We start from the raw sequence: 25,603 nt of genomic DNA on the forward strand, positions 1-25,603 counted from the left end.
GTCACTCGCCCCCGTTGATCCGCACGGATCCCAGGGAGGTGAAGTGTAGCGAGATCGAGGTCCCGGGCGTCGCGAAGTACGCGTCGGTCATGCCGCCGGTGAGGACGATCCAGCCGGGCTCGATGGCGTGGCCCCGCGTGGCGAGGTCGTTGGCCGCGAGGGCGAGCGCCTCGCCGGGATGTCCCTGCACGGCGGCACCGGTCGCCGAGTCGACGACCTGCCCGTCGACCTCGACGAGTACTGCCTCGAGGGAGAGGTCGAGCTCGCTCGGCGTGAGGGCCACCGGCCCGGTGACGAAGGCGCCGGAGCTCGCGTTGTCGGCGATGACGTCACCGGCGGCGAACTTGAAGTCGCGGTAGCGGCTGTCGATGACCTCGGCCCCGCCGAGGACGTGGTCGACGGCCGCCATCGCCTGGGCAGCGGTGACGCCGGGGCCCTCGAGCCGCTCGCCCATGACGAAGACGAGCTCGGGCTCGATGCGCGGGTGGATCAGCTGGTCCTGCGGCACGGGGTCACCGGCCGGCAGGATCATGGCGTCCGTGAGCCAGGCGACGAAGGGGGTGTCGACCCCCATGCGCTGCTGCTTGGCCCGGGAGGTGAGACCCAGCTTGATGCCGATGAGCTTCTCCCCGCGGTCGAGGCGGCGCTGCAGGGTGAGGTCCTGGATCTCGTAGCCGGTGGCCACGTCCAGCTCGGGCCACTCGTCGGTGAACTTCACCCGGTCGCGACGCTCGTCCTCGCAGGCCAGGAGCTCGGTCGCGACTGACTCGACGTCCCACTGCGTGCTCATGCAGAGACCTTCTTCCCGTCGCGCAGCTCCAGGGCCACGTCGATGATCATGTCCTCCTGGCCGCCGACGTAGCCGTACTCGCCGACCTTCATGAGGATCTCGTGGGCCGGCACGCCGTAGCGCTCGGCCGCCCGCTCCGCGTGGAGCAGGAAGGAGCTGTAGACGCCCGCGTAGCCCTGGGTGATCGAGGAGCGGTCCATGATCGGCATCCGGCGGATGAAGGGCTTGACGACGTCCTCCGCCGCGGCCAGCACGCCGCTGATGTCGACGCCGGTGCGGATGCCCAGGCGCTCGAAGGAGGTGGCGAGCACCTCGGTGGGGGAGTTGCCGGCACCTGCGCCGAGGGCGCACAGCGAGCCGTCGATCTGACGGGCACCCGCCCGGTAGGCGAGGACCGAGTTGGCCACGCCGAAGGACATGTTCTGGTGGCCGTGGTAGCCGACCTGGGCGTCCTTGCCGACCTCGGCGACGATCGCGGCGACGCGGTCGGAGACGTCCTCGAGGATGAGGGCGCCGGCGCTGTCGACGACGTAGACGCACTGGCAGCCGGCGTCGACCATGATGCGGGCCTGCTTGGCCAGCTCCTCGGGGCCGATCATGTGGCTGAGCATGAGGAACCCGACGGTCTCCATGCCGAGGTCACGCGCGGCACCGAAGTGCTGGATCGAGACATCGGCCTCGGTGCAGTGGGTCGCGATGCGCGCGATCTGGGCACCCATGTTGTGCGCCTCGTGCAGCTTCTCGACGGTGCCCAGGCCCGGGAGCATGAGGACGGCGATCTTGGCCTGGTGCGCCTCGGCGACCGCGGCCTTGATCAGGGACATCTCGTCGACGGCGGAGAAGCCGTAGTTGAAGGAGGAGCCGCCGAGGCCGTCGCCGTGGGTCACCTCGATGACCTGGACGCCGGCGTCGTCGAGGGCGCGGACCGTCGTGCGGACCTGCTCCTCGGTGAACTGGTGGGACATCGCGTGCGAGCCGTCACGGAGGGTCGTGTCAGTCAGGCGGACGTCGACGTCACCGGAGAACTGGGGGATGGGGTGGGTCATCTGGTTGCTCATGCGGGGACCTCCTGGCCGGTCGTGGCGTCGCTGGCGACCCAGCCGGAGTCGACCCCCAGCTTGTGGGCCACCATCATGTCGCCCACACGGGCGGCGGCGGACGTGATGATGTCGAGGTTGCCGGCGTACTCCGGCAGGTAGTCGCCGCGACCCTTGACCTCGATCGGGACGGTGACCCGGGCCATGCCGTTCCACAGGTCGCGGGCGTCGTCGAACTGCGGGTCGGCCCGCAGGTGGTAGCCGGGCACGTACTCCTGGACGCGGGCGACCATCGCGTGGATGGACTCCTCGACGCGGTCACGCAGGGCGCCGGCCTCGGCCGCGGCCTGCGGGATGGCGCAGAAGACGGTGTTGCGCATCATCAGCGGCGGCTCGACCGGGTTGAGGATGATGATCGCCTTGCCGCTCTTGGCGCCACCGACGACCTCGAGGGCCTCGCTCGTGGTCTCGGTGAACTCGTCGATGTTGGCCCGGGTACCGGGACCCGCCGACTTGCTCGAGATCGAGGCGACGATCTCGGCGTAGGGGACGTCGACGACCGACGAGACGGCGGCGACGATCGGGGTCGTCGCCTGGCCACCGCAGGTGATCATGTTGACGTTCATCGCGTCGAGGTTGAAGTCGAGGTTGACCGGCGGGCACAGGTAGGGACCCACGGCCGCGGGGGTGAGGTCGACGGCGAGGATGCCGGCCTCGGCGTACTTCGGCGCGTTGGCCTCGTGGGCCTTGGCGGAGGTGCACTCGAAGACGACGTCGGGCAGCTCGTCCTGGGCGAGGAGCCAGTCGACGCCCTCGTGGCTGGCCTCGAGGCCGAGGGTCTTGGCGCGACGGAGGCCGTCGCTGCTGGGGTCGACGCCGACCATCCAGCGCGGCTCGAGGACCTCCGAGCGGCGCATGAGCTTGAACATCAGGTCGGTGCCGATGTTGCCGGGGCCGACGATCGCGGCAGTTCCCTTGGTCCGGGTGGTCATGGGTGCACCTTTCACTTGTCTGCGAACACGGCGGTGACGCTGCCGAGACCACCGAAGGTCGCGGTGAAGACGTCGCCCGGCGCGACGGGAACCATCGAGGTGACGGACCCGGGGAGGATGACGTGGCCGGCCTCGAGCGTCGTGCCGAAGGCACCGACGGTGTTGGCCAGCCACACGAGGCTGGAGATGGGCGAGCCGAGGACGGCGCCGCCGGCGCCGGTCCCGACGACCTGGGAGTTGCGGGAGAACACGCAGCCGGTGAGGCGCAGGTCGACGTCGGTGAGACGGGTCGGCGTGCTGCCGAGGACGAAGCCGCCGGAGCTGGCGTTGTCGGCGATCGTGTCGACGAGGGTGATCTTCCAGTCCGCGACGCGGCTGTCGACGACCTCGAGCGCGGGCAGGACGTAGTCGACGGCGTCGATGGCCTGGGTCAGGGTGACGCCGGGCCCGGTCAGGGGCTTGCGCAGGACGAAGGCGATCTCGGGCTCCACCCGCGGCTGCAGGTAGGTGTCGAGGGCGATCGGCTGGTGCTCCAGGTGGGCGAAGTCGTCGGTGAGGTGGCCGAAGTCCGGCTGGTCCACCCCGAGCTGCTTCTGCATCGCCAGCGAGGTGAGCCCCACCTTGTGGCCGATGATCGTGCGGCCGGCGTCGGTCCAGGACCGCACCTGCTCGAGCTGGATCGCGTAGGCGTCCTCGACGGTCAGCCCGTCGAACTGCTCGGTGAGGGGGGCCGTGGGACGGCCGGTCTCGTAGGCCTCGAGGAGGACCCGGGCTGCCCGGGACCGGACGTCTGTGCTCTCTTCCATGGTGGTCACGCTAGGACTGTCCTTCGCTGGTCGGGGCGTACGTTCCCGCGGAGGGAACGCACTCGGTCGTGATCTCCCCTTCGCCCGCATTGCCCTAGGGGAATGCACGATCTGGGGGCCGTTCGTCTGCATTGCCCTAGGGGAATGCAGGGTCTGGTCTGCATTGCCCTAGGGGAATGCAGCGGTCGGGGCACGGCTCAGGTCGTCTGGTACGACTTGGCGATGCGGTTGGCGGCGGCGGTGAGCAGCGGGACGACCCGCCGCACGTCCGCCTCGATGAGGGGCGTCGGGCCGAAGACCGACAAGGAGCCGATGGCACGCCCCTGGGAGCGGATCGGGACGGCGACCGAGCTGGCCCCGGCGATGGAGCCGGAGTGCAGCACCGCATAGCCGCGCTGGCGGACCACGCCGAGTGCCTCCTCCCACTCCTCGACCCGACGCACGGTGCCGCGGGTGCGGGGCGGGAAGCCGGCCTCGCGACGGGCGCGGTCGACGTCGGGGTTGAAGGCCGCGATGGCCAGGCCCGAGCTGACGCAGTGGGCTGCCTGCCGCCGCCCGCTGTGCCCGAGGATGCGCACGCCGTCGACGGACTCGATGCGCTCGATGAAGACGACGTCGCCTCCGTCGGGCACGCCCAGGTTGACGGTGTGCCCGGTCTGCTCGGCGACGGCCTGCATGACAGGCAAGGCTGCATGGCGCAGACCGTTGCGGGCGTGGGAGAGCATCCCGAGGTCGTAGAGGTGCAGGCCGAGACGGTAGAGGCCGTTGGCGTCCTGCTCGACGAAGCCGCGACCGGCGAGGGTGGTGAGCACCCGGTGGGCCGTGGACTTCGCGACGCCGAGGCGACGGGCGACGTCCGAGACCCCGAGCGCGGAGTCGACGGCGAAGCACTCGAGGACGTCGAGCGCGGTGCCGACCGAGCGCAGCCCGCCGCCGGCCGCCCGCTTGGGGGTCGAGGTGCAGTAGGCGTCCTCGACGGTGGCGTGGGGGTGGGGGTCGTGCGTCGCGGTGGTCATCTTCGTCCACCCTTTCTCTGCGTCGGTGAGTCCACTGTCGCCCTCGGATGGGGCATGATCAAGGAGTGCGTTCCGATCAACGAAACGACCCCCCTTCGTCCGTCGTCGGCCGGATCACGTCGATCCTCACCGTCATCGAGGAGGCGCCCGGCCCGGTGGGCATCAGCGAGATCGCCGGTGCCACGGGGCTGGCGAAGGGGACGGTCCACCGCCTCGTCGCGCAGCTGGTCGACGAGCGCCTCGTCGAGCGCCACGAGAACTCCCGGCTGTCGCTCGGGGTCCGGCTCTTCGAGCTCGGCACGCACGTGCCGCTGCCGCGCACGCTCGCCCAGGCCGCGCTGCCGCTCATGGTCGACCTGCACCAGGCGACCGACCGCCAGGTCCACCTCGCGGTCCTCGACGGCGTCGAGGTCGTCTACGTGGAGATCGTGCGCGGCGGCCTGCCCCTCTCCTCCAGCATCGGGGGACGTCTCCCGGCGCACGCGACGGGCGTCGGCAAGGCCCTGCTCGCGTACTCGCCGCGGGCCGTCGTCGCGCAACGGGTCGAGGCCGGCCTGACGCCGATGACGCGGCACACGATCGTCACGGCGCCAGGCCTCGAGCGGGCGCTGCGCGACATCCGCACCAACGGCACGTCCTACGACCACGAGGAGTCCCATCTCGGGGTCTCGTGCGTCGCCGCACCCGTCTTCGGCGCGGACAAGAAGATCCGCGCCGCACTGTCCGTGACGGGGCAGACCCAGCTGATGGACCTGCCCCGCCTCGGCGTGGCCGTGCGCACCGCTGCCTTCACGCTCTCGCGGCAGCTGCGGGACGCCGGCCTGTAGCGCACCGTCGGCTCAGCGCTTGATGAGCGGACTCTTCAGGCCTGTGGAGTTCTTGTCCGACTCGTCGAAGAAGTCCTCGCGGAAGATGTCCCGGGGGAAGAGGCGTCGGCTCATCAGGGTCTTCAGGGCCGCGTCGACCATCTGCGGCGGGCCGCAGAGGTAGCCGCGGCAGCCGGAGAGCTTCGCGTGGTCGGCCTCGATGACATCGGTGACCATGCCGAAGGCGTAGTCGTCCGGGTCCTCGCCGTCGGCCTCGACCTGCTCGGGGGTCTCGTCGGAGAGGCAGGGCCGGTAGGTGAACTCGTCGTACTCGTCGGCGAGCGCCCGGAAGACGTCGACGTCGTAGAGGTGGGCTCGGGTGCGCCCTCCGGCGTAGAGGGTGAGGTCTCCCTCGTACTCGCCCGCCTCGAGGGCGTGCCGGACCATCGACTTCAGCGGCGCGACACCCGTGCCGCCGCCGACGAGGATCGCGTGCTTGTCGTCACCCGTCTTGAGCACGAAGCGCCCGTAGGGCCCCGACAACCGGACCTCGTCCCCCGTCGCCAGGGTGGAGAAGACCCAGCCGTCCGTCCCGCGCCCGCCGGGCACGTTGCGGATGTGGAACTCCAGCCGGGAGCTCTCTCCGGGGGGCGAGCCGATCGACCACGTGCGGTCGCACGGCTCGGCCCCGCCCGCGCCGGGCACGGTGAACTTCATGTACTGGCCCGCGTTGAAACCGATCTCACGATCGAGCTCGACGACGAGCCGCTTGGTGTCCTGCGCGATGTCCTCGAGGACGACGACGGTGCCCGTGTAGTCCTCGACCGGGTGCACCTCCATGTCCTCGTCGACGTCGAGGTCGGCCTCGATCGTCACGTCCCCGCGGGGCTTCGCGCAGCAGGTGAGCAGCTTGCCCTCGTCCCGCTCGAAGTCCATGAGGGCGAAGGAGCTCGCCTCGCCCAGGTCCACCTCGCCGTCGAGCTTGTCGACCTTGCAGGTCGCGCAGGTGCCGTGGGTGCAGCTGTGGGGCAGCCACACCCCCGCCCGCAGGCAGGCGTCGAGGATCGTCTGGTCCTCGTCGCACTCGACCTCGCGGCCGACGGGTTCGACGGTGATCGTGTGGGTGGTCATGGGTCTCTCCTCGAGCGGGACGAAGGGGGGAGCTGACGGCTTGTGCGGGAGGTCTAGGAGACGACGATTCCCCGGAGCGCCACGCAGGAGCGCCTCAGGGAATCGTCGTCTCCACCTCAGGCGGCCACGCGAGTGCCGATGACGTCCTTGTGACGGACGCCGAGCTCGGCGAGCGTCTGGTCGTCACGCGGCTCGAAGGGGGCGCCGTGCAGCGTCCACGTGCGGGGAGCAGCGGGGTCGTAGTCGGGGTCCTCCTCGGCGAAGGGCACGAACATCTGGTCCCGGAAGTCGGCCCAGGTCATCGCCCTCGGTGCCCGGAACATCGCCGGGGAGGCGAACCACATCGTGTCCTGGAACCACACGGAGACGAGCTGGTCGTCGCCGTAGAGCTCCTGCCGGGAGCGGGAGGGGAAGTCGTACGCACCCATGCTCTTGAGCGCCATGTCAGGCACCTGCCTTCGTGTCGTCGGGGGTGGCGGTGTCGGCTGCGGCCTCGTCGTGCCAGGCCTGCCAGTTGCGGTGGTCGCGCGATCCGATGTACTCACCGGCGTCGCCGTCCTGCAGGCCGTACCACTCGAGCACCTCCGGCACGGTCGGGCCCCCGCAGTTGCCCTGGTAGATCTGGTGCACGGGCAGCCAGGCCTGGCGGTACTTCTCCGGCTCGCGCTCGAAGATCCACTGGCAGCCGTTGGAGCAGGTGTGGTAGATCTCGCCCTCGAACTCGGACTCGCGCTGGGCGAAGGTGGTCACGTCGCCGGGCTCGGTGAAGAGCATCGGCACCTGGCAGACCTGGCACAGCTGGGGCAGGCCCGGCGCGAAATGCCGTCCGCCGGCCTCGATGTTCTTCTTCTCCTTCTCCCAGAGCGGTCGGTAGTGGGTGTCGAAGGTGTCGGGGTAGGCCTGCGAGAGCCAGTCCATGTGCTCGTCGCTCGGAACGCTCGTCGTGAAGGCGGCCGCGAAGGAGAACTGGTAGAGGGTCCAGTACACCTGGTGGGAGAGGATGTCCTTCTCCTTGATGGCGTCCTCGACGTGGCGCGGAGGCGTGATGCCGTAGAAGGCGAGGTCCTCGAAGAGGCCACCGAGCATCTGCTCCTCGAAGTACAGCTCGAAGGACTCCTTCCAGCTCATGACCTTGCGCGGGAGCATGTAGTCGAGCATCTGGGCGACGAGTGCGGTGACGCGGTAGGAGCGCCAGAACCACTTGTCGATCCAGCCCTGGACGATCGGGACGTTGGCCTCGTCCTGCTCGAGGAGGAACTTGATCGCCTCGAGGCCCAGGGTCATGTGCCGCGACTCGTCGGACTGCGCCGAGAAGCCGAAGGTCATCGTCGGCAGGTCGCCGTTGAAGGACGACCCGGACATGAAGGGCACGAAGAGCAGGTTGGTCAGCAGGTACTCGAAGGAGAAGCCGATCGCGATGAGGAACTCGAAGGGCCCGCAGGACAGTGCGTCCTCCATGAAGCTCTTGGGCACCGACAGGTACCAGACCCGGTCGTACTGCTCCGGCCAGTTGTGCAGGCCCGAGTAGTACTTGTTGTAGTTGGACAGGGTGTGGATCTCGGTCTGCATGTGACGGATCTCGTCGATCGACTGGCACAGTGCCGCAAACCGCGGGCCGGGTCCGGCGAAGTGCCGCGCCAGGTAGGCGAAGTGCCGGTGGGCGCCGTACTCGAGCGGGGTGACGCCCTGGATGAAGATCTTCATCGCGTTGAGGTAGCTCGCATCGGTCAGGCCGAGGTGGCCCTGCCCCTGCGCGAAGCCGTCGAGGACGGCGTAGAGGCGCTTGTCCTTCTCGGCCTGGTACTTGCAGTAGGCGTCGATCGTCAGGCGGAAGGGGTCCTCCCAGGCCGCCCAGTCGTGGATCTTGATGCCCTCGTAGTCGAGGTGCGGGAACATCTCGTCCTTCTCGACGTAGGACGGCTCCCAGTCGAGGCCGCGGGTGAGGGCCTCGTAGCGGGCCTTCATCGACAGCTTCTTGGCCTTCTTCGTCTTCTTCTCCGGTGCAAGTGTCATCGTGGGTCTCTCCTGTGGTCAACGGTGGTCGAGGTGTGAGGGCGCCGGGCGCCCGAGCCTCGAGACCTGATGCGGTCGGTTGGTCTGTCTGTCTGTCTCAGTGGTCCCAGGCGATGACGATCTCGTCGTCGTCCCACTCCTGGATGTTGCCGAAGTAGCTGACGATCGCCATCTGGAACTCGTGCGTCTCCCACTCCCGGCCGACCTTCTCCTCGACCGTCTCCTGGTTGATCACGATCCGTCCGGGGGCGGTGATCCGCACGAGGCCGGGGGTGTGCATGACGGTGCACCCGGGGTTGTCGGCCTCGATGGCCTCGATGACGGGCCTGTTGTTCTCCGACTCCTGGATGACGACGCCGACGTCGCGGACACCCTTCGTCTGCGGATCGTCTGCCGTGGTCTGCTCCTGCATGGCGCTCTCCTCTCAGGCGGCCGCGCCGGTGTGCGCAGCGCGCACCTCGGCGGCGGTCGTGGTGATCCGGTCGACGGCCGAGCTACCGCCGAGCAGCTCGTCGATGCGGGCGGCGAAGGGGGTGACGACCTCGAGCGCCGCGTCGACGGCGGCCGCGCCGTGCTCCGCGAGGAGGGCAGCATTGGTCGCACCGAGCTCGGGGTCCTCGCGCCAGGCCGTGTACAGCGCGTCGATCCACTTGCGGTTGTCGGCGAACCAGCTCGTCATGTGCTGCGCGACGAGCGAGTAGGCCGGCGCACCGCCGACGACGGCCTGGTCATCGAGGTGCTGGTACAGCAGGTCGTACACGAGCCGGTCGACGGCGTCGAGACGCAAGAGCGCCAGACCCCAGTCGGTCTCGACGATGGTCTCCTCGGCCATCCGGCGCAGCCCCTGCAGGGGTGCGTCCTGCAGCCAGTGCTCCTTGGCCTCGGCGAGCAGGTCCGCCGTGCCGCCGCCGAGGGCGATGCCGACCCGGCTGAGGACCTGAGCATTGCCGACCCGGTCGAAGGCCGAGTAGGCAGCCGCCTGGGTCACCGTCGCGCCCCAGCCGAAGCGGGCCATCCCGCAGAGGATCAGCTGGCCGGCGCTCTCGAGGTGCCGCAGGGGCAGCACGAGCTCGGTGAGGACGCTGCGCCAGCCGTCGGGCAGACGCTCGAGCAAACCACGTGCCTCGATGTACTCGAGCGAGGTCGCGAAGGCCTCGTGGTGGCCGGAGCGGGCGGTGACGTAGGGGGCGTAGTAGTACTGCCGCGGGTCGAGGTAGCTGTAGGCATCGGTCAGCCGGAAGACGCTGTAGGAGTCGTCGAAGATCTCCCGCGTCGGGTCCCACGTCGGGCGGTACTGGAAGTGCTCCTTGGGCTGCACGTCGATGCTGCCCTCGATGTAGCGCGAGGCGGGCTTGTCGCCATAGCGCTTCGCGATGTGGGTGAAGGTCTGCCGCTGGGGTTCGATGACCTGGGTCTTGAGCTCGTACTGCACTGGACGTTCTCCTTGGTCTGGTGGGCTGGCGAAGGGGGAGTCAGCTCGGCTGCGCGGTGCGCGTCGCCTGCGTCGGGGCGGTCTCCAGGAGCCGGACGAGCAGATCCGGCAGGGCGTCGGGACCGTCGAGCTCACGCTCGTCACCCCCTTCGTCGAAGGTGCCGACGAGACGACCGACCGCTCGGCCGTCGGCGAAGGTCGTGGAGCACCGGGCACCGGCGTCACCGAAGGTCACGGTGAACGCCAGCTCGTTCGGGAGGGTCTCGTCGACGAGGCCGAGATGCTCGCGCTCGGACCCGAGGACGGCATTCGCCTCGCAGACGTACTGCTCGGCGAGCGACCGCAGGGCGACGTGCCGGTCGGCGCCGGTCCCGGTCGCCACCCGCTCGCTGATCCGGGTCCGCGGCACGGTGGACGGCCCCTGGGACAGCTGGCCCAGGTGCTGATGGGGCGTGCCGACGAGCTCGGCGACGCGCGTCATGAAGGGCGTCATGGCACCTCTCCTCGATGATCCGGGGACGAGGAGCGAGGTCCGCCCCACCACCCCGGCGTGGTCTGTCGTGGAGGCAACGTAGGCCGGGTGTGGCGCCCGCCACGATCCGATGAGCGCAGTCGCTGTCCGCTCGGCGCAGGCACCCGTCAGCACATCGTTGTTCCCCGCTGCGGAACGCCACCGGCCCCGTCGCCCTGGCGGGTCATCATCAAACGATCACGGATGATCGCGAGAGGAGTGCGATGAGGCACCTTCTGCAGTCGGCACCCCGGTTCGAGGACTGGGAGGGGGTGCACGACGCCCTGTCCAATGCCTATTTCCCGCACGCGATGCACCCCAAGGCCGTGTCCGGGGCTGCTGCCTCGGGCATCGAGGTCGTCGACCTCGACAGCTGCCGGCTGGCCCGCATCAAGTTCGGCGCGACCGTGGGGATCGACTCGGACCACCCCGGTGCCGTGGCAGTCAACATCCCGCTGAGCGGTCACCTCGCCTCCCGCATCGGCAGCATGAACTACGACGCCGCACCCGGTCGGGCCACGGCCTTCCCGGCCGACACCCCCGCACACATGCCGGCCTGGGCTCCTGACCTCGTCGTCCTCGGCCTGCGCATCGACAGCGCGCACCTGCACCGTGAGAGCGAGCGGGTCTTCGCCCGCAAGGGCGTGCGGTTGCCGACCGACATCGACCTGCGCACCCCGGCGGGGGCTGCGTGGTTGCGGATGGCGCGCACGACCTTCGACAACGCGCGCGAGAGCGGCGGGCTCCTCTACCAGGACCCCCAGGTCGCCGGTGCCGTCGCGAGCATGCTCGTCACCGGGCTGCTCCTCGCGGCCGTGCCCGAGGAGCCGACGGCCCGCGAGGCCCTGCGGCCGCGGCCCGTCCACCGCGCCGTCGCGGCGATGGAGGCCGACCCGGCCCGCGCGTGGACCCCGGCCGACCTCGCCGAGATCGCGGGCGTGAGCGTGCGGCGGCTGCAGCAGGCCTTCCGCGAGCACCTGGGCACGACGCCCTTCGCCCACCTGCACGACGTGCGGCTGGAGCGGATCCACGACGACCTCGTCCACGGGCGCGGCGCGAGCGTCACCGACGTCGCGCTCAGCTGGGGGGTCACCCACCTGGGCCGCTTCGCGGCGGCCTACCGGGCGCGGTACGGCGAGCTGCCGAGCCGGACCCTGGCCATGGCGAGCTGATCCCCCTTCGCCCGAGGCCGAAGGGGGATCACCGCTGACTCTGCATTGCCCTAGGGCAATGCAGACTTCTCGTGCACGTGCCTAGGGCAGTGCGGGGTGCACGGCGGCCGCGCCGGCGGACGCGACCTGCGCGTCCTCCTCGGCCGAGCCGCCCGACGCGCCGATCGCGCCGACGAGCTCGCCGTCGACGTGGATCGGGACGCCGCCACCGAAGGCCGCGACCCCCGGGCGGTTGGCGATGCCGCGGATCACCGCGTCCTCACCGGCGAGCGCCTCGTAGAGCCCCGCCGTCGGTGCGCCGCCGAAGCCGGCGACCGTCCGGGCCTTGTCGATGGCGATCGGTCCGGAGTGGGCGAAGGCGCCGTCCATCCGGGCGAAGGTGAGCAGCGCGCCGCCGGGGTCGACGACCGCGATGTTCATCCGCAGGCCGTGCTCGGTGGCGTACGCCAGGGCAGCGGCGAGCGCCGCCCCGGCCCCCTCGAGGGTCAGGACGGCGCTGCGTCGGGTGTGGCTCATCAGGTCAGGACGGTGGTGAAGCGCTCGTTGAGCTCACGCGCGTGGTAGAAGATGCCCTGCCCGATCTGGTCAACCGTCCAGACGTTCGTCGGGCGGTCGGGGAAGGCCAGGTACCCACCGGCGAAGACCTCGTTGCGGTTGCCGCTCGGGTCGAAGAAGTACGTCGTCTGACCACGGGTGATGCCGTGGCGGGTCGGCGTGACGTCGACCGCCACGTCGTCCATGGTGAACAGGTCGGCTGCGTGCCCGACCTGGCTCCAGTCGTCGAGCCTGAACGCGAAGTGGTGCAGCTTGCCCTGCGGGCCCCCGATGACGGCGAACTGGTGGATCTGGTTGTTCGACGTCAGCCAAGTGCCGGCGAGCTCGTGGTCGTCGTCGAGACTCGTCTGGATGCGCTCGGTCGCGTAGAAGTCGAAGACGTCCATGAGCATGCGCTCCATCGTCTTGGGGTCCTCGCAGGTGACGAGCGAGTGGTCCAGCGCGGGGACGCCCACACCGACGAGGTGACGGGGGAAGGGGTCGGGGTTGTGCGTGCCGACCTCGGTGCCGATGGCGGTCTGCGAGTGGTAGACCTCGAAGACGTGGTCGCTCGGGGTGACGAAGCGGATGCCGTCGCCGACCTCCGGGTTCTCCCCCTTCGACATCCGCTCGACGGACACGCCGAAGGTCTTGGCCTTGGCCTCGATGTCATCGATGTCGCTCTCGTGCTCGACCTTCCAGCCGTACTTGACGACGCCGACGCCACCCTCCTCGAGCACGACGGAGTGGTGGTCCCACTCGTCCCAGCCCTTATAGAAGACGCGCTTGTTGCCCTCCGGGGAGACGTCCTCGAGGGTCTCGTACAGCCCAAGGGTCGACGCGTAGTGGTTCTTGGCCTCGGTCATGTCGGTGACACGCACGTGGGCGTAGCCCATTCGCATGATGCCCATATCTACTGCTCCTCCGGGAGGGTTCGCTCGGGCTTGACGCGCTCGCGCTTGGCGGCGTTGATCTGGCCGAGCAGGGGGTTGACGAGGCGCAGGGACGCGTCTCGCATCTGGATCGTCAGGTCGACGTCGGGGACCGCACGGCAACTCAGGCAGGTGCCGTCGGTGCGTTCCTCCTTCGTCACGACCGAGTCGGCCACGGGTCGGTTGTACGTGAAGGAACCCTCGAGCACGTCGATCTTGCAGATACCGCAGCCGCCGCGTCGGCAGCCCACCGTGTAGGCGTAGCCGGCCTTCTGCAGGCCTGCCAGCACTGTGTCGTCGGGCGAGACGTGGATCTCGGTCCCCGACGGCTGCACGATGATCGTCGTCACCGAACACTCCTTCGTGGTCGCTCACGAGGCAACTGCGCCCCGTACCACGACTCTCTCCCATCGCCAGGGCGAAGGGGTAGACCGTTCCCCTGCGCGGAACGACGACGGCGCCAAGGCGTCGCGTCCGGTCAGGGACGCCCGCCGGTCCCGATGGCCTCGCGGATGACGGTCTGGATCATCGGGAGGAAGAGGTCGATGACCTCCGCGGCGGCGAAGTCGTCGAAAGCCTCGCCGGCGACGACCAGTCCCTCGGACAACGCCCGGACGAGCACGGCGACGTCCATCGTCAGCTGCGGGTCGGCCACCTGCCCCAGCGCCCGCTCGAGCCAGACGATGAGCATCGTCAGGGTCTGTGCCCGCACGTCGAGGTAGGCCTGTCGGGTCTGGCGGGTGTCCTCGCCCGTCTCCAGGAGCACCTGCATGCCGATGTTGAGAAAGCTCGGGCGCCGTCGCAGCGTCTCCTCCGTAGCCTGCAGGATCTGCCCGACGTGGTCGAGCACGTCGCCGGGCTGCGCACCCCACCCGGGCGACTCGGCGAGCCAGCGGGCAAAGCTGGTGCGCACGACCTCGGCGAAGAGGGCGTCCTTGTCGCTGAAATACCAGTAGAGGCTCGAGACCGGCAGCCCGGAGCGCTTGCAGACGGCGGCGATCGTCGCGCCGGTGACACCACGCTCCCGGGCGACCTCGGCGGCGGCGACGAGGATCCGGTCACGGGAGGCCAGGCCCGGGTCCTTGGGGTCGGCCGCGCCGGTCGGCCTGCCGCTCATCGGGCCCACCCCAGCTCGCGGAGATGGGCCGACCAGCCCATGGCGAGCAGCGAGGTGAGGCGCCGCACGTCCTTGGGAGAGCTGGAGCGGACGTGGACGAAGAGCCCGTCCATGAGCACCATGTGGGTCCGCGCGACGCGCTGGGCGGCAGCGAGCCGCGCGCTCTCGTCGGGGAAGGCCTCGGGGAGGAGCACCTCGGTCCACCACCTCGCCATCGCGTCCTCGGTGTCACGGCGCACGTCGAGGTAGCGCGCGCGGGCCTCGGGCTGCTTGACCCGCTTCTGCAGGGTGAGCAGCAGGCCGAGCTGCCAGAACTGAGGGGTGTCGACGAGCGACTGCGCGGCGCGCTGGAAGCGCTGCTCGACCCGCTCGCGCAGGTCCTCCGGCTCGGCCCGCTCCACCCACGTCGGGGCGGTCGGGCGCCACTGACGGTACGAGTACTCGAGGGTCGCCGCGAGCAGCTGGTCCTTGTTGCCGAAGTGCCAGTAGATCGAGCTGGCCGGCAGGCCCGTGCGCTCCACCACCTTGGCGACCGTCGTGCCGTCGTAGCCTGAGGTCGCGGCGATCTCCAGCGTCGCCCGCAGGATCGACTCCTTGGACTCCTCGCCCTGCTTGTGGACGCGGTCGGTCTTGCGCGGCATGCCACCCCCTCGGGTCTCGTTCGGTCCGCCTCGAGCAGGGCCGGTGCTGGAAGCGATCCTACAGGGATCGATGCCGTCTGGCGCGGAATCCTGCGACGGAGGCTTGATCAACCCCCTTCGCGATGGCTACTCTCGCTGTAGCAACCACTACAGGCTTCCCCCGTGGGGCCGTCATCCGAGACTCAACGAGGAGCTCACATGGCAGCGGACCAGGCGCTCGAGCGCCGCTTCGACGACGCGACCTTCCGCGAGGTCCTCGGCCACTACCCGACGGGCGTGGTCGCCGTCACCGGGACGCACCCCGACGGCGAGCCGGTCGCCATGGTGGTCGGCACCTTCAGCTCGGTGTCGATGGACCCCCCGCTCGTGGCCTTCATGCCCGGGGCGCACTCCGGCACCTACGCGCGGCTGCGCGAGTGCCCCTCCTTCGTCATCAACGTCCTCGCCCACGACCAGACGGATGTCTGCCGCACGATGGCGATCCCGGCCGACGACAAGTTCGAGCGCGTCGGCTGGTCGCCCTCCGCGCAGGGTGCGCCCGTGCTCGACGACGCGGTCGCCCTGATCCACTGCCGCCGCGAGCAGGAGGTGCTCGCCGGCGACCACTACATCACCATCTGCGCGGTCGACGACCTCGAGGTCAACCGTCCGGTGACCCCCCTGCTCTTCTTCCAGGGCGGGTACGGCGGGTTCAACCCCAAGGGCCTGTCCGCGCTCGGCGACGGTGACTTCATCGCCGCCCTGCGCCTCGCCGAGACGGCCCGTCCGCACATCCGCCGCATCGCCGACCGGCACGGCTGCGAGTCGGCCGTCCTCGTCGCGATCGACGACGAGGACATGACCACGGCCGACTCCGCCTTCGGCGGGAGCGCGGAGGCGTACGAGCGGCTCGGGGCCCGGATCCCGCTGATGCCGCCGATCGGCGAGGTCTACGTCGCGTTCGCCCCGCCGCAGGTCCAGGAGCACTGGCTCGCGAAGGCGGCCAAGGACGAGGAGGCGATCGCCCACTACCGCGGACGGCTCGAGGCGATCCGCCGCGACGGCTTCGCGGTCGTCCAGGTCGGTCCGGAGCGCGAGGAGGAGTACGCGCGCCTGCACGAGGCGCTCGACGAGTACGCCTCCGGCCCCCTCACCCCGAGCCGCGAGCGTGCCGTCCGCGAGGTCATCGCGCAGATGTCGCTCTTCTTCGGACCGGTGGACATCTGCGAGGACGGCACCTACGACCTCGGCTCGATCGTCGTCCCGGTCTTCAACCCCCACGGCGGCGTCTCCATGGTCCTGCGGATGACCCAGCTCCCGCAGGACGTCGACGGGACGGTCGTGCGGGAGTGGGTCGCCTCGCTGCAGCAGGCCGCCGCCGAGATGACCGACGCGCTCGGCCACAACGGCAGCAGCGAGCTGCTCAGGGACTACCAGAGCTGGTTCATGATGTGAGCGCGGAGGGCGAAGGGGGTTCAGGCCCCCTTCGCCACCTCCGCGCCGATGATCCACCCGGCCCCCATGGCGGCCATGAGCCCCCCGCCGGAGGAGTAGCCCTCCGAGCGCGGGCCGGCCGTCCCGACCGCGCTGCCGCCCCCGACCCGCAGGCCGACCACGGTCGAGCCGTCCGCACGCACGAGCCGGCCCCGCGGGTCCACGAGCGCCCCGCCCTGGGTCGTCAGCACCCCGTGGGTGACCCACGTGTGGTGCAGGCGCCCGCTCTGGGCCCGACGACCCTCGATCGGGCGCACCGACTCCTCGAGCCGGGCGAGCGGGATGCCGGTCTGCCGGGCGAGGTCTGCCAGGTCCTCTGCCTCGCGGATCGCCCCGGCGGCCAGGGAGTCGCGCATCATCTCCGAGGTGATCGTCTCGGCCATCGCCTGCTCGTCCCAGAGCATCAGGGCCCGTTCGCCCGGCTGCGCCTGGATCTGCGCGGCGAGCCCGGAGTAGCCGTGGGCCTGCTCGTCGACGAAGCGCTCCCCGTCGGTGTTGACGAGGACCGCGCCCGCCCACGGCAGGGCCGGGTTGACCCGCGTGCCGTGGCCGAGCGTCATCTGGCCGTGCCGCAGGCAGGCCTCCATGTGCGTCCACTGCGCCCCGAGCGGCTCGAGCCACGCGACGGAGTCACCCGTCGACGTGCTCACGCCGCCGTAGAAGGGGGTGCCGAGGGACGCCGCGAAGCGCCGCATGAGCTCGGGGTTGTTCGCGAAGCCGTCGGTGGCGACCACCGTCGTCGCCGCCCGCACCTCGACGAGCTCGCCGTTCTGCTCGGCGACGAGACCCGACGACGCGCTCGTCGCCCGGGCGCTCGGGGTCGGGCTCGGTGAGCAGCCGGCGCACCGGCGCCTCGTCGACGAAGGCGACGTTGTCCCGGGAGACCAGCTCGGCCCGCAGGCAGGACATGAGCGGTCCGCCGCCCCGGCGCTCCGGGTCGGTCACGACGTGCTCGTCGTGAGCGAGACTTCTCTGTCAGTTCCGGTGCAGCGAAGGGGGGGCGGGGCACGATCCGTCGGGTCGGCTCAGCCCGTGACGAGCCGGTGCTCCATGCGCCCCACCCCGGTCACCCATGTCGTGAGCGTCTGCCCGGGCCGCAGGAACCGCGGCGGGTCGAGGGCCATGCCGACCCCGTCGGGCGTCCCGGTGAAGACGAGGTCGCCGGGGGAGAAGGTCAGGACCTGCGACAGCTCGGCGATCGCCCGGGCGATCGGGTAGAGGAGCTTGGCCGTCGTGCCGTCCTGGACGACCTCCCCGTCGACCGCGCACCCGAGCGCGAGATCGTCCAGGGGTGGCGCGTCGTCGAGGGTGACCACCCAGGGACCGATCGGGGAGAAGCCGGGGAAGGACTTGGCCAGGCCGAACTGCGGCGCGGGGCCGCGCAGCTGGCGGTCCCGCTCGGAGAGGTCCTGCCCGACGGTGACCCCGGCGAGGGCGGCGACGGCCTCCTGCGGGCTCGCCCGGTGGAGCGTACGTCCCAGGACGGCGACGACCTCGACCTCCCAGTCGACCGACCCCTCCGGCAGGACCACCTCGCCGTGGGCGCCGGTGATCGAGCTCGGCCACTTGGTGAAGACGGGCGGCAGGTCCGCCGGCGGCTCGAAGCCGGACTCGAGGGCGTGCTCGGCGTAGTTGAGGCCGATGGCGACGACGGACGACGGGCGGGGGACCGGCGCGTCGAGCTCCTCGAGCGCCACGGGGGTGGCGGTGGACGGGTCGGCCGCAGCGACCAGAGAGCGCAGCTCGTCCACGGCCGCGTACATCGCCATGGGGTCCGGGCCGATCCTCCCTTCACTCAGGGTCGCGACGTCCCACCCGTGGAGGGGTCCCTCCACACCTCCCGGCAGAACCACCCCTCGTCCTGCGCTGCTGGCCATCCTCATCCGTCAACCCACCTTCCGTGTAGTAGATGCAACAGATCACCAGTTCAGGCGGGCCATGGCAAGACCTTGTTCCGCGTCGGCTTCCGGCATATCGTGTAACGACCACTCTAGATAAGGACACGTCAATGCCGACGAAGAACGCCGAGGTCACCAGCCGCGACGTCGCCCTGAGCGAGGTCACCTACCGGGTCCACACCACCGGGGAGCCGGGCATGACCCCGCTCCTGCTGCTGCACGGCTCCGGGCCCGGGGCCACCGGGACCTCGAACTGGAAGGCCGTCATCGAGGAGCTCGGGGACCGCTACCACTGCATCGCCCCCGACATGATCGGTTTCGGTGACTCCACGCACCTCGAGGACCCGCCGCGGGGGATGAAGGCGCTCAACCTCGTCCAGGCCCGCACCCTCTTCGAGCTGCTCGACCACCTCGGCATCACCGAGCCGGTCACCCTCGTCGGCAACTCGATGGGTGGGATGATCTCGCTCGAGATGGCCCTCCTCGACGGCGGGCGCATCCGCACCATGCTCCTCATGGGCTCCGGCGGCGCACCCGACCTGCCGGTCACCGAGGGGCTGCAGCACCTCTTCGGCTTCTACGCCGACCCCACGCCGGCGTCGATGAAGCAGCTGCTCTCGTCCTTCGTCTACGACATGGACGTCCTGGCCGCCAAGGTCGACGAGGTCGTCGCGGAGCGGATGCCCTACATCGAGCGGCCCGACATCCAGCGCTCGCACGCGGCGATGTTCGACCCCTCGGCGCCCAAGCCGGGCTTCACGGCCGAGGAGATGGCGACGATCCCGCACAAGATCCTGTGCGTCCACGGTCGCGACGACATCATCGTCCCGGTGCAGTCGAGCACCTGGCTGGCCCAGCAGCTGCCGGACGCGTCGCTGCACATCATCCCCAAGAGCGGTCACTGGACCCAGATCGAGGCCCACGACACCTTCGTGTTCCTCCTCGAGAGCCTCGTCGCCGACAAGTTCTGAGACGCTGGCGCGTCCGGACGCTCCGGCACGCTCCGACGACGAGGCGCGGCGTCCCCCTTCGTCCCGGTCGTGCATTCCCCTAGGTGTAACTGGGCATGACCTTGGTGACACGGGTCTTGGCGCGGCTGGCTGGGGGTTGGTCCCCGATGGCGCTGTGTGGGCGATGGTAGTTGTAGTGGGTCACCCAGATCTGTAGCTGTCGTCGGCGGGCTTCTTCGGAGGGGTAGGCGTCGGCGTAGAGGACCTCGCGGGCCATGGTCTGCTGGTAGCGCTCGACCTTGCCGTTGTGCTTGGGCGTGTAGGGCTTGATCCGCTTGTGTTTCGAGGCGAAGGAGAGCACCGAGCGGGTGAAGTTCTTGGCGCGGTAACAGGACCCGTTGTCGGTGACGATGCGGGTGATGCGGGTGATGCCGTGCGCGGCGAAGAAGACCCGGGCGCGGGCCAGGAACGCGATCGCGGTCGCGGCGCTCTCGTCGTCGTGGGCCTCGGTGTAGACCATCCGGGTGAAGCCGTCCACGGCCGAGTGCAGGTAGGTGTAGCCCACCTTGGCGCCGCGGTGGTGTCCTCGCAGGCCGCGGGCCCGGTCAGCGTCCGAGCCGCGGCCGTGGACGCGCCACCCGCCCCCGGGCGGGATGCGTCCGACCTTCTTCACGTCCAGGTGGATCATGTGCCCGGGGTAGCGCGCGATGATCTTGCCGGCGGGCTGCTGGCGCAGGGGCTGCCCGTCGACGTCCAGGTCCCGCAGCCGGTTCAAGCCCTCGCGGCGCAGGATCCGGGCGATGGTGCACACCGCCACATTCGTGCCCTCATCGGCCAGCGCCAGATGGATGCGCCGCGCGGACCACTTACGGCGCCGCAGCTCGATGATCCGCTCGACCACCGGTTCGGCAGTCGCGCTCGGGGAGCGTTGTGGCCGGCTGGAGCGGTCGTGCAGCCCTTCCTCGCCGTGCTCGCGGTAGCGGGCTACCCATTTGGACAGGCACTGGCGTGAGATCGCGGCCTCGGCTGCGACGTGCGCGATCGGCCGCGGGCCGGCCTCATCATTGGCCTGACCCAGCACTCGCTCGATCAGACGTAGGCGACCACCAGGGGTCATCGGGGCATTAGCGTGGGACACAGGGCAGGTTCCTTTGGCTGGCTCGTGATGAACGGCTTTGACACCCTCATCCTGTCGCCACGGGGACCTGCCCGCCCTGTTACGCCCCTCCTCGTGTCACCAACCTCATGCCCCGCAACACCTAGGGCAATGCGCGTCAAGGTCCGCATTCCCCTAGGGGAATGCACGTCCAGGTCTACATTGCCCTAGGGGAATGCCGGACGAAGGGGGCCCGTCCCGCGTCTGCGGGGCGGCGCTCACCCGTCGTTGCGCTCCTTGGCCCGGATGAGGTCGAGCGCGATGACCGCGCCGATCGTGCCGAGCTTCTCCGGCACCGGCACCTGCGGGCTGAACCCCAGGACGTAGCGCTCCCGCCCGAGGAAGGCCTGGGCCACGCCCGGCCAGTGCCGGCTCGCGGTCGCCGCGAGCCCGCCGGGCCCGGTGACGGTGAACTCGCGGTCCCACATCGATCCCTCGAGGCACAGCTGCGGCCCGGTCCAGCACTCGATGCGCAGCGCCTTCGTGAAGAAGGTGAACTCCTTGACGACCTGGGCGATCACCCCGCCCTGCCCGTCCTGCACCTGGAAGCGGTCGAGGCCGAGGTCGGGCGTGTCGACGACGCGGACGAGCAGGGTGCCGTCGGTGTCGACGACCGCGAGCTGCCGGCTGCCCATGAGCATCCGTGCCCCAGCGCTCCCCTCCGTCACGATGCGCCCGATGGGCGTGCCTGCGAGGTCGTGGATCGCGAAGTCGTTGCTCAGGAAGGACCGGACCTGGTCCAGGACGATGGCGTCGGTGTCGAGGATCCCCATGGGCCCATCCTGCCCGGATCCTGAGGAGGCCGCCCGCGGCCGTCTCGAGGAGCTACCCGTACGTGTCGCGAGGACCCCGGCCGTCGCTCGTGCGCCGCAGACCGCGCGACCACGACGGCGCGCTCGGCCCGTGCACCCGGATCTCGTGGACCACGTCGGGCCCGACGAGCTCGCTGATCCGTCCGAGGAGCGAGCTCGACAGCAGCCGGATCTGGGTCGCCCAGGCGGTCGAGTCGGCGCGCACGGACAGGACCCCGGCCTCGAAGGTCACCGGCTCGCAGTGCTCCGCCACCTCGCGACCGACGATCTCGCCCCACCGACCCATGACCGACCCCGCCGCGACATCGACCTGCCAGCCGCGGTCACCGACGAGGCGCTCGACCTGGTCGCCGATCGTCTGCGGGTCACGGCCACCCGTCGACAGGATGCCCTGCGGCTGCCACTTCCGTCTGGGGCGCGGCTTCATCCCGGGGCGCAGCCCCTTGCCCTTGGCGACGGCGCGCGCCCGGGCGAGCGCCGCGGCGGCCGCGTCGATCTCGTCCCCGGGCGGGGGGACCTCCCCTTCGCTCATGCCGCGCCCACCTCACCGAGCGAGACCGTGAAGGTCTGCCCCGCCAGGCTCTCCGGCACGTCCTGCGGCACCGCCGCGGTGATGAGCACCTGCTCGCAGTCGGCGACCATGGCCGCCAGCCGCTCGCGCCGGCCGGAGTCGAGCTCGGCGAAGACGTCGTCGAGGACGAGGACCGGGTCGTCCCCGAGGTCGTGACGCAGCAGGTGGTAGGCCGCGAGCCGCAGCGCGAGGGCGAAGGACCACGACTCGCCGTGGCTGGCGTACCCCTTGGCCGGCATCGCACCGAGCCCGAGGACCAGGTCGTCGCGGTGCGGGCCGACGAGGTTGACCCCCCGCTCGACCTCCTGGTCACGCACCCGCGCCATCGACTCGAGCATCGCGGCGCGCAGCTGCTCCGGCTCGGGCACCTCGCCGGCAGCGATCGCCTCGGCGGCCTCCTCGTGGAGCGAGCTGCGGTAGACCGCGGTCGCCTCGGACTGGTTCGCACTCACCTCCCGGTAGGCCTCCTGCAGGTGCGGCACGAGGTCGCGCAGCAGACGCAGCCGGGCGTAGAGCAGCTGGCTGCCGAGGGTGGCGAGGTTGTCGTCCCAGATCTCCAGGGTCCGCAGTGCGTCCTCGACCGCGGCGCGCGGGTCCACGCCCTCGGGGGCCGAGGAGCTGCGTCGCCCACGCCCGCTCCGAGAGCCGAGCAGCGCGGCCGCCGACTTCAGCAGGGCGCCCCGCTGCTTGAGGATCTTGTCGTAGTCCGAGCGCACCCCCGACCAGCGCGGTTGGCGCTGCACGAGCAGGTCGTCGAGGAAGCGTCGCCGCTCGCCCGGGTCACCCTTGATCAGGGCCAGGTCCTCGGGTGCGAAGAGCACCGTGCGCAGCGTGCCGAGCACGTCGCGGGTCCGGGGGAGGGGGGAGCGGTTGAGCTTGGCCCGGTTGGCACGGCCGGGGGTGATCTCCAGCTCGACGAGGCTCTCGCGCCCGTCCCGCACGACCGCGCAGCGCACGATCGCCCGGTCGGAGCCGAAGCGGACCATCGGCTGGTCGGTCGCGACCCGGTGGCTCGAGAGCGAGGCGACGTACCCGATCGCCTCGACCAGGTTGGTCTTGCCCTGCCCGTTGAGCCCGACGAGGGTCGTGATCCCCGGCTCGAGGGCCAGCTCGGCGCTGGGATAGCTGCGGAAGTCGCCGATGCTCAGGTGGCGTACGTGCACGTCACTGCGTCGAGCCGGTCCCGCTCGTCGGCCCGGGCGACCCACCCGTGCTCTGCGTGCCGGAGGTCGGACCGGCATCGGCCGCGTCCCCCTTCGGCGCCTCTGCGGGGGAGGCTGGCTTGTCGATCTTCTTCTCCTCCTGCGCCCGGCTGGTCCTGGCCGCCGCGACGCCCTTGGCCGCCTCCGCCCGCAGGTCCTCGCCCTCGGCGACCGTCATGACCTGGTGACCACCGAACTGCCCGCGCAGCGCCGCGACGGCCTGCATCGCGGGGCTGACCTGCTGGCGCGAGGCGAACCGCGCGAAGAGCGAGGCAGAGATGACCGGCATCGGCACCGAGTTGGCGATGCCCTCCTCGACGGTCCAGCGCCCCTCGCCGGAGTCGGCGGTGTAGTCGCTGACGTCCTCGAGCGAGGGGTTCTCCTCGAGGGCCTTGACCATGAGGTCGAGCAGCCAGGACCGCACGACGGTGCCGCGGCTCCACGCCTTGAAGGCCCCCGGCACGTCGGTGACGATGTCCTTGCGCTCGAGCAGCTCGTAGCCCTCCGCGTACGCGTGCATCAGGCCGTACTCGATGCCGTTGTGCACCATCTTCACGTAGTGGCCGGCGCCCACGGCGCCCGCGTGCACGAAGCCCTCGTCGCGGGGTCCCTCCGGCCGCAGGGCGTCGAAGATCGGCATCGCCTGCTCCACGTGCTGCGCGTCGCCGCCGACCATGAGGCCGTAGCCGTTGTCCAAGCCCCAGATGCCGCCGGAGACGCCGCAGTCGAGGTAGCCGACCCCCTTCGCACCGAGGAGCTCGGCGTTGGGGCCGTCGTCGCTGAAGCGTGAGTTGCCACCGTCGATCACGAGGTCACCGGGCTCGAGGCGCTCGGCGAGGTCGCTGATGACCGCCCGGGTGATCTCGCCGGAGGGGACCATGACCCACACGACCCGCGGCGCGGCGAGCGCGTCGACCATCGCCTGGACGCTCTCGGCGTCGGAGACCTCGGGGTTGGTGTCGTAGCCGACGACCTCGTGGCCGGCGCGGCGCACACGCTCACGCATGTTGCCGCCCATCTTGCCCAGACCGATGAGACCGAGCTGCATGACGGGACCTTCCTTGACGGGGACGAAGGGGGGCCTCAGCCGGCGAGTCGAACCGGCTGCAGGACGTAGCGGTAGGTGGTGTCGATCTCGCCGTCCTGGCTCTCCTGGCCGGTGATCATGGCCGGCTTGAGCGGGGCGGTGAAGGACAGGCGGGTGAAGGCCGTGCCGAGGACACCCAACCCGTCGAGCAGGTAGCCGGGGTTGAAGGCGACCTCGATCTGCGGACCGTGGACGACCGCCTCCACCGCCTCGGAGGCCTGGGCGTCGTCACCGGCGCCGGCCTCGATGGTCACCTGACCCTCGGTGAAGCGCAGCCGCACCGGGGTGTTGCGCTCCGTGACGAGCGCGACGCGCTTGACCGCCTCGGTGAGCACCTCCGTGTCGACGACCGCCTCGGTCTCGCTGGAGGTGGGGAAGATCTTGGCGACCTTGGGGTACTCGCCGTCGAGCAGGCGGGTCGTCGTGTGCCGCTGCCCGGCCTCGAACCCGGCGAGCCCGGACCCGCCCGCGGCCGCGCCGAGGGAGACCTCGATCGAGCCGGCGGCGCCGAGCGCCTTGGCGGTGTCGGAGAGGGTGCGGGCGGGGATGAGGGCGACGTGGCTCGCGTCGGAGACGTTGGGGTTCCAGGTGAGCTCGCGCATCGCGAGTCGGTAGCGGTCGGTCGCGAGCAGCGTGACCTTCTCGCCCTCGATCTCCACGCGCACCCCGGTGAGGATCGGGAGGGTGTCCCCACGGTCCGCGGCGATCTGCACCTGCTGGACGGCCTGAGTGAAGACGGTGCCGTCGACCGAGCCGCTGCCCTCGGGCGAGGTCGGCAGGGTCGGGTACTCGTCGGCCGGCATCTGCAGCAGGGCGAACCGCGAGCTGCCGCAGGTGACCTGGACCTTGGCGCCCTCGGTTGCCACGTCGACGGGCTTGGCGGGCAGGTTGCGCGAGATGTCGGCGAGGAGACGGCCGAGGACGAGGACGGTGCCGGGTTCGGCGACCTCGGCGGCGACGGAGATGCGCGCCGAGACCTCGTAGTCGAAGGTCGAGAGGGTGAGGGTCCCGTCGTCGGCAGCCTCGATGAGGACACCCGCGAGCACGGGCACCGGGGGACGGTTCGGCAGCCCGCGGGCCACCCAGGTGACCGCTTCGGCCAGCACATCGCGCTCGACGCGGAACTTCACGACAGACCTGCCCTTCGACGCGCCCTGTGCGCGTGCTCATGGGAATGACACGGATCCACGCGCCGTCGAGCGCGTGGGTTCCTGACATTACGCGGTCGGGGCCGCGACGGGGAACCGAGGGTCCGTTGTCATCCGCCCGTCAGGCCGTGGTCCACAGACCGGGCAGGAGCCATGCGTGGGGGAGGGATCGGATGGAGAGAGGACTCATCGTTGTCATAGGCGGTGTGGATACCGTGGACAACCCTGCTGGGCCCCGTCGTCCCGGGCATCGTGCCTGTGAGCGAGCCTGTGGACGAAGGGGGGAACGACAAGGACCGGGTGTGGGTGACGCGAGCTCGTCACCAGGGCGCAGGCGTCCTGCACAGTCCGTGCACAGGCCTGCGCACACCGTCGT

At 70.5% G+C, this 25,603-nt stretch carries 28 protein-coding genes; 4 read left to right on the forward strand and 24 right to left on the reverse strand.

Annotated features, from left to right (window positions below):
• Position 1: 1 nt before the first annotated feature.
• The 5 genes from JT1_RS13775 to JT1_RS13795 all read right to left on the reverse strand — a co-directional run bounded on the left by JT1_RS13775 (position 2) and on the right by JT1_RS13795 (position 4,641).
• A complete protein-coding gene (locus JT1_RS13775) occupies positions 2 to 790 on the reverse strand; it encodes a 2-keto-4-pentenoate hydratase (RefSeq protein WP_068327582.1) in 789 nt (262 codons plus the stop codon).
• On the reverse strand, positions 787 to 1,848 hold the full coding sequence (gene dmpG / locus JT1_RS13780) for a 4-hydroxy-2-oxovalerate aldolase (protein WP_255218330.1): 1,062 nt from the start codon (positions 1,846 to 1,848) through the stop codon (positions 787 to 789). The genes JT1_RS13775 and dmpG overlap by 4 nt, the downstream gene beginning before the upstream one ends.
• Positions 1,845 to 2,819 carry an acetaldehyde dehydrogenase (acetylating) gene (locus JT1_RS13785; protein ID WP_068327585.1) on the reverse strand — a complete coding sequence of 325 codons (975 nt, stop codon included), beginning with the start codon at positions 2,817 to 2,819 and terminating at the stop codon, positions 1,845 to 1,847. The genes dmpG and JT1_RS13785 overlap by 4 nt, the downstream gene beginning before the upstream one ends.
• Before the next feature lie 11 nt (positions 2,820 to 2,830).
• Entirely contained in the window at positions 2,831 to 3,625 is a 795-nt protein-coding gene (locus JT1_RS13790) for a 2-keto-4-pentenoate hydratase (RefSeq protein ID WP_068329284.1), read from the reverse strand.
• Between the two features lie 197 nt (positions 3,626 to 3,822).
• The gene (locus JT1_RS13795) at positions 3,823 to 4,641 is read right to left on the reverse strand and encodes an IclR family transcriptional regulator (RefSeq protein WP_082807682.1); all 819 of its coding nucleotides are present in this window, start codon (positions 4,639 to 4,641) and stop codon (positions 3,823 to 3,825) included.
• Between the two features lie 65 nt (positions 4,642 to 4,706).
• Between JT1_RS13795 and JT1_RS13800 the strand changes: the two genes are divergently transcribed.
• Entirely contained in the window at positions 4,707 to 5,468 is a 762-nt protein-coding gene (locus JT1_RS13800) for an IclR family transcriptional regulator (protein ID WP_068327587.1), read from the forward strand.
• Positions 5,469 to 5,480: 12 nt separating this feature from the next.
• Here JT1_RS13800 and JT1_RS13805 read toward each other — a convergent pair whose 3' ends face one another.
• From JT1_RS13805 to JT1_RS13830, 6 genes are all read right to left on the reverse strand, one after another.
• Positions 5,481 to 6,578 carry an NADH:ubiquinone reductase (Na(+)-transporting) subunit F gene (locus JT1_RS13805; RefSeq protein WP_068327589.1) on the reverse strand — a complete coding sequence of 366 codons (1,098 nt, stop codon included), beginning with the start codon at positions 6,576 to 6,578 and terminating at the stop codon, positions 5,481 to 5,483.
• Between the two features lie 116 nt (positions 6,579 to 6,694).
• A complete protein-coding gene (locus JT1_RS13810) occupies positions 6,695 to 7,021 on the reverse strand; it encodes a phenol hydroxylase subunit P4 (protein WP_068327592.1) in 327 nt (108 codons plus the stop codon).
• A 1-nt stretch (position 7,022) separates the two neighbouring features.
• A complete protein-coding gene (locus tag JT1_RS13815; protein WP_068327594.1) occupies positions 7,023 to 8,591 on the reverse strand; it encodes a YHS domain-containing protein in 1,569 nt (522 codons plus the stop codon).
• A 97-nt stretch (positions 8,592 to 8,688) separates the two neighbouring features.
• Entirely contained in the window at positions 8,689 to 9,003 is a 315-nt protein-coding gene (locus JT1_RS13820) for an MmoB/DmpM family protein (protein WP_068327596.1), read from the reverse strand.
• Positions 9,004 to 9,015: 12 nt separating this feature from the next.
• Entirely contained in the window at positions 9,016 to 10,023 is a 1,008-nt protein-coding gene (locus JT1_RS13825; protein WP_068327597.1) for a ferritin family protein, read from the reverse strand.
• 40 nt (positions 10,024 to 10,063) lie between these two features.
• Positions 10,064 to 10,516 (reverse strand): hypothetical protein, encoded by a 453-nt coding sequence (locus tag JT1_RS13830; RefSeq protein WP_068327599.1) that lies wholly within the window; start codon positions 10,514 to 10,516, stop codon positions 10,064 to 10,066.
• A gap of 242 nt (positions 10,517 to 10,758) precedes the next feature.
• Between JT1_RS13830 and JT1_RS13835 the strand changes: the two genes are divergently transcribed.
• Positions 10,759 to 11,706, forward strand: a complete 948-nt coding sequence (locus JT1_RS13835) for an AraC family transcriptional regulator (RefSeq protein WP_068327601.1) — start codon at positions 10,759 to 10,761, stop codon at positions 11,704 to 11,706.
• 81 nt (positions 11,707 to 11,787) lie between these two features.
• Here JT1_RS13835 and JT1_RS13840 read toward each other — a convergent pair whose 3' ends face one another.
• The 5 genes from JT1_RS13840 to JT1_RS13860 all read right to left on the reverse strand — a co-directional run bounded on the left by JT1_RS13840 (position 11,788) and on the right by JT1_RS13860 (position 14,930).
• On the reverse strand, positions 11,788 to 12,222 hold the full coding sequence (locus JT1_RS13840) for a GlcG/HbpS family heme-binding protein (RefSeq protein ID WP_068327604.1): 435 nt from the start codon (positions 12,220 to 12,222) through the stop codon (positions 11,788 to 11,790).
• On the reverse strand, positions 12,222 to 13,151 hold the full coding sequence (locus tag JT1_RS13845) for a catechol 2,3-dioxygenase (RefSeq protein ID WP_068327605.1): 930 nt from the start codon (positions 13,149 to 13,151) through the stop codon (positions 12,222 to 12,224). Before JT1_RS13845 ends, JT1_RS13840 begins: the two co-directional genes overlap by 1 nt.
• A 2-nt stretch (positions 13,152 to 13,153) precedes the next feature.
• On the reverse strand, positions 13,154 to 13,522 hold the full coding sequence (locus tag JT1_RS13850) for a 2Fe-2S iron-sulfur cluster-binding protein (protein WP_068327607.1): 369 nt from the start codon (positions 13,520 to 13,522) through the stop codon (positions 13,154 to 13,156).
• Between the two features lie 128 nt (positions 13,523 to 13,650).
• Positions 13,651 to 14,289: a TetR/AcrR family transcriptional regulator gene (locus JT1_RS13855; protein WP_169702012.1), complete on the reverse strand. Its 639-nt coding sequence runs from the start codon at positions 14,287 to 14,289 to the stop codon at positions 13,651 to 13,653.
• Complete coding sequence (locus JT1_RS13860; protein ID WP_068327613.1) at positions 14,286 to 14,930, reverse strand: TetR/AcrR family transcriptional regulator; 645 nt, start codon at positions 14,928 to 14,930, stop codon at positions 14,286 to 14,288. Before JT1_RS13860 ends, JT1_RS13855 begins: the two co-directional genes overlap by 4 nt.
• A gap of 198 nt (positions 14,931 to 15,128) precedes the next feature.
• Here JT1_RS13860 and JT1_RS13865 point away from each other — a divergent pair, with 198 nt between their 5' ends.
• Entirely contained in the window at positions 15,129 to 16,364 is a 1,236-nt protein-coding gene (locus JT1_RS13865; RefSeq protein WP_068327622.1) for a flavin reductase, read from the forward strand.
• Between the two features lie 20 nt (positions 16,365 to 16,384).
• On the opposite strand, the gene JT1_RS13870 is transcribed toward JT1_RS13865, so the two are convergent.
• Complete coding sequence (locus tag JT1_RS13870; RefSeq protein WP_068327624.1) at positions 16,385 to 17,155, reverse strand: FAD-binding protein; 771 nt, start codon at positions 17,153 to 17,155, stop codon at positions 16,385 to 16,387.
• A gap of 273 nt (positions 17,156 to 17,428) precedes the next feature.
• Positions 17,429 to 18,238 (reverse strand): fumarylacetoacetate hydrolase family protein, encoded by an 810-nt coding sequence (locus JT1_RS13875; RefSeq protein WP_255218331.1) that lies wholly within the window; start codon positions 18,236 to 18,238, stop codon positions 17,429 to 17,431.
• A gap of 173 nt (positions 18,239 to 18,411) precedes the next feature.
• Between JT1_RS13875 and JT1_RS13880 the strand changes: the two genes are divergently transcribed.
• A complete protein-coding gene (locus JT1_RS13880; protein WP_068327628.1) occupies positions 18,412 to 19,272 on the forward strand; it encodes an alpha/beta fold hydrolase in 861 nt (286 codons plus the stop codon).
• A 79-nt stretch (positions 19,273 to 19,351) separates the two neighbouring features.
• Here JT1_RS13880 and JT1_RS13885 read toward each other — a convergent pair whose 3' ends face one another.
• The 6 genes from JT1_RS13885 to dnaN form a co-directional block, all read right to left on the reverse strand.
• Positions 19,352 to 20,389: an IS481 family transposase gene (locus JT1_RS13885; protein ID WP_068321680.1), complete on the reverse strand. Its 1,038-nt coding sequence runs from the start codon at positions 20,387 to 20,389 to the stop codon at positions 19,352 to 19,354.
• 236 nt (positions 20,390 to 20,625) lie between these two features.
• Positions 20,626 to 21,180, reverse strand: coding sequence for an LURP-one-related/scramblase family protein (locus JT1_RS13890; RefSeq protein ID WP_068327636.1), 555 nt, complete (start codon positions 21,178 to 21,180; stop codon positions 20,626 to 20,628).
• 52 nt (positions 21,181 to 21,232) lie between these two features.
• Positions 21,233 to 21,751, reverse strand: coding sequence for a DciA family protein (locus JT1_RS13895; protein WP_068327639.1), 519 nt, complete (start codon positions 21,749 to 21,751; stop codon positions 21,233 to 21,235).
• On the reverse strand, positions 21,748 to 22,953 hold the full coding sequence (gene recF / locus JT1_RS13900) for a DNA replication/repair protein RecF (RefSeq protein ID WP_068327642.1): 1,206 nt from the start codon (positions 22,951 to 22,953) through the stop codon (positions 21,748 to 21,750). The genes JT1_RS13895 and recF overlap by 4 nt, the downstream gene beginning before the upstream one ends.
• Before the next feature lies 1 nt (position 22,954).
• Positions 22,955 to 24,040, reverse strand: coding sequence for a phosphogluconate dehydrogenase (NAD(+)-dependent, decarboxylating) (gnd, locus tag JT1_RS13905; protein WP_068327646.1), 1,086 nt, complete (start codon positions 24,038 to 24,040; stop codon positions 22,955 to 22,957).
• Positions 24,041 to 24,075: 35 nt separating this feature from the next.
• Positions 24,076 to 25,209, reverse strand: coding sequence for a DNA polymerase III subunit beta (gene dnaN / locus JT1_RS13910; protein ID WP_068327649.1), 1,134 nt, complete (start codon positions 25,207 to 25,209; stop codon positions 24,076 to 24,078).
• Positions 25,210 to 25,603: the final 394 nt, after the last annotated feature.

Origin of the sequence: Janibacter terrae NBRC 107853, from assembly GCF_001591405.1 — a bacterium.
Taxonomy (GTDB): domain Bacteria; phylum Actinomycetota; class Actinomycetes; order Actinomycetales; family Dermatophilaceae; genus Janibacter; species Janibacter terrae.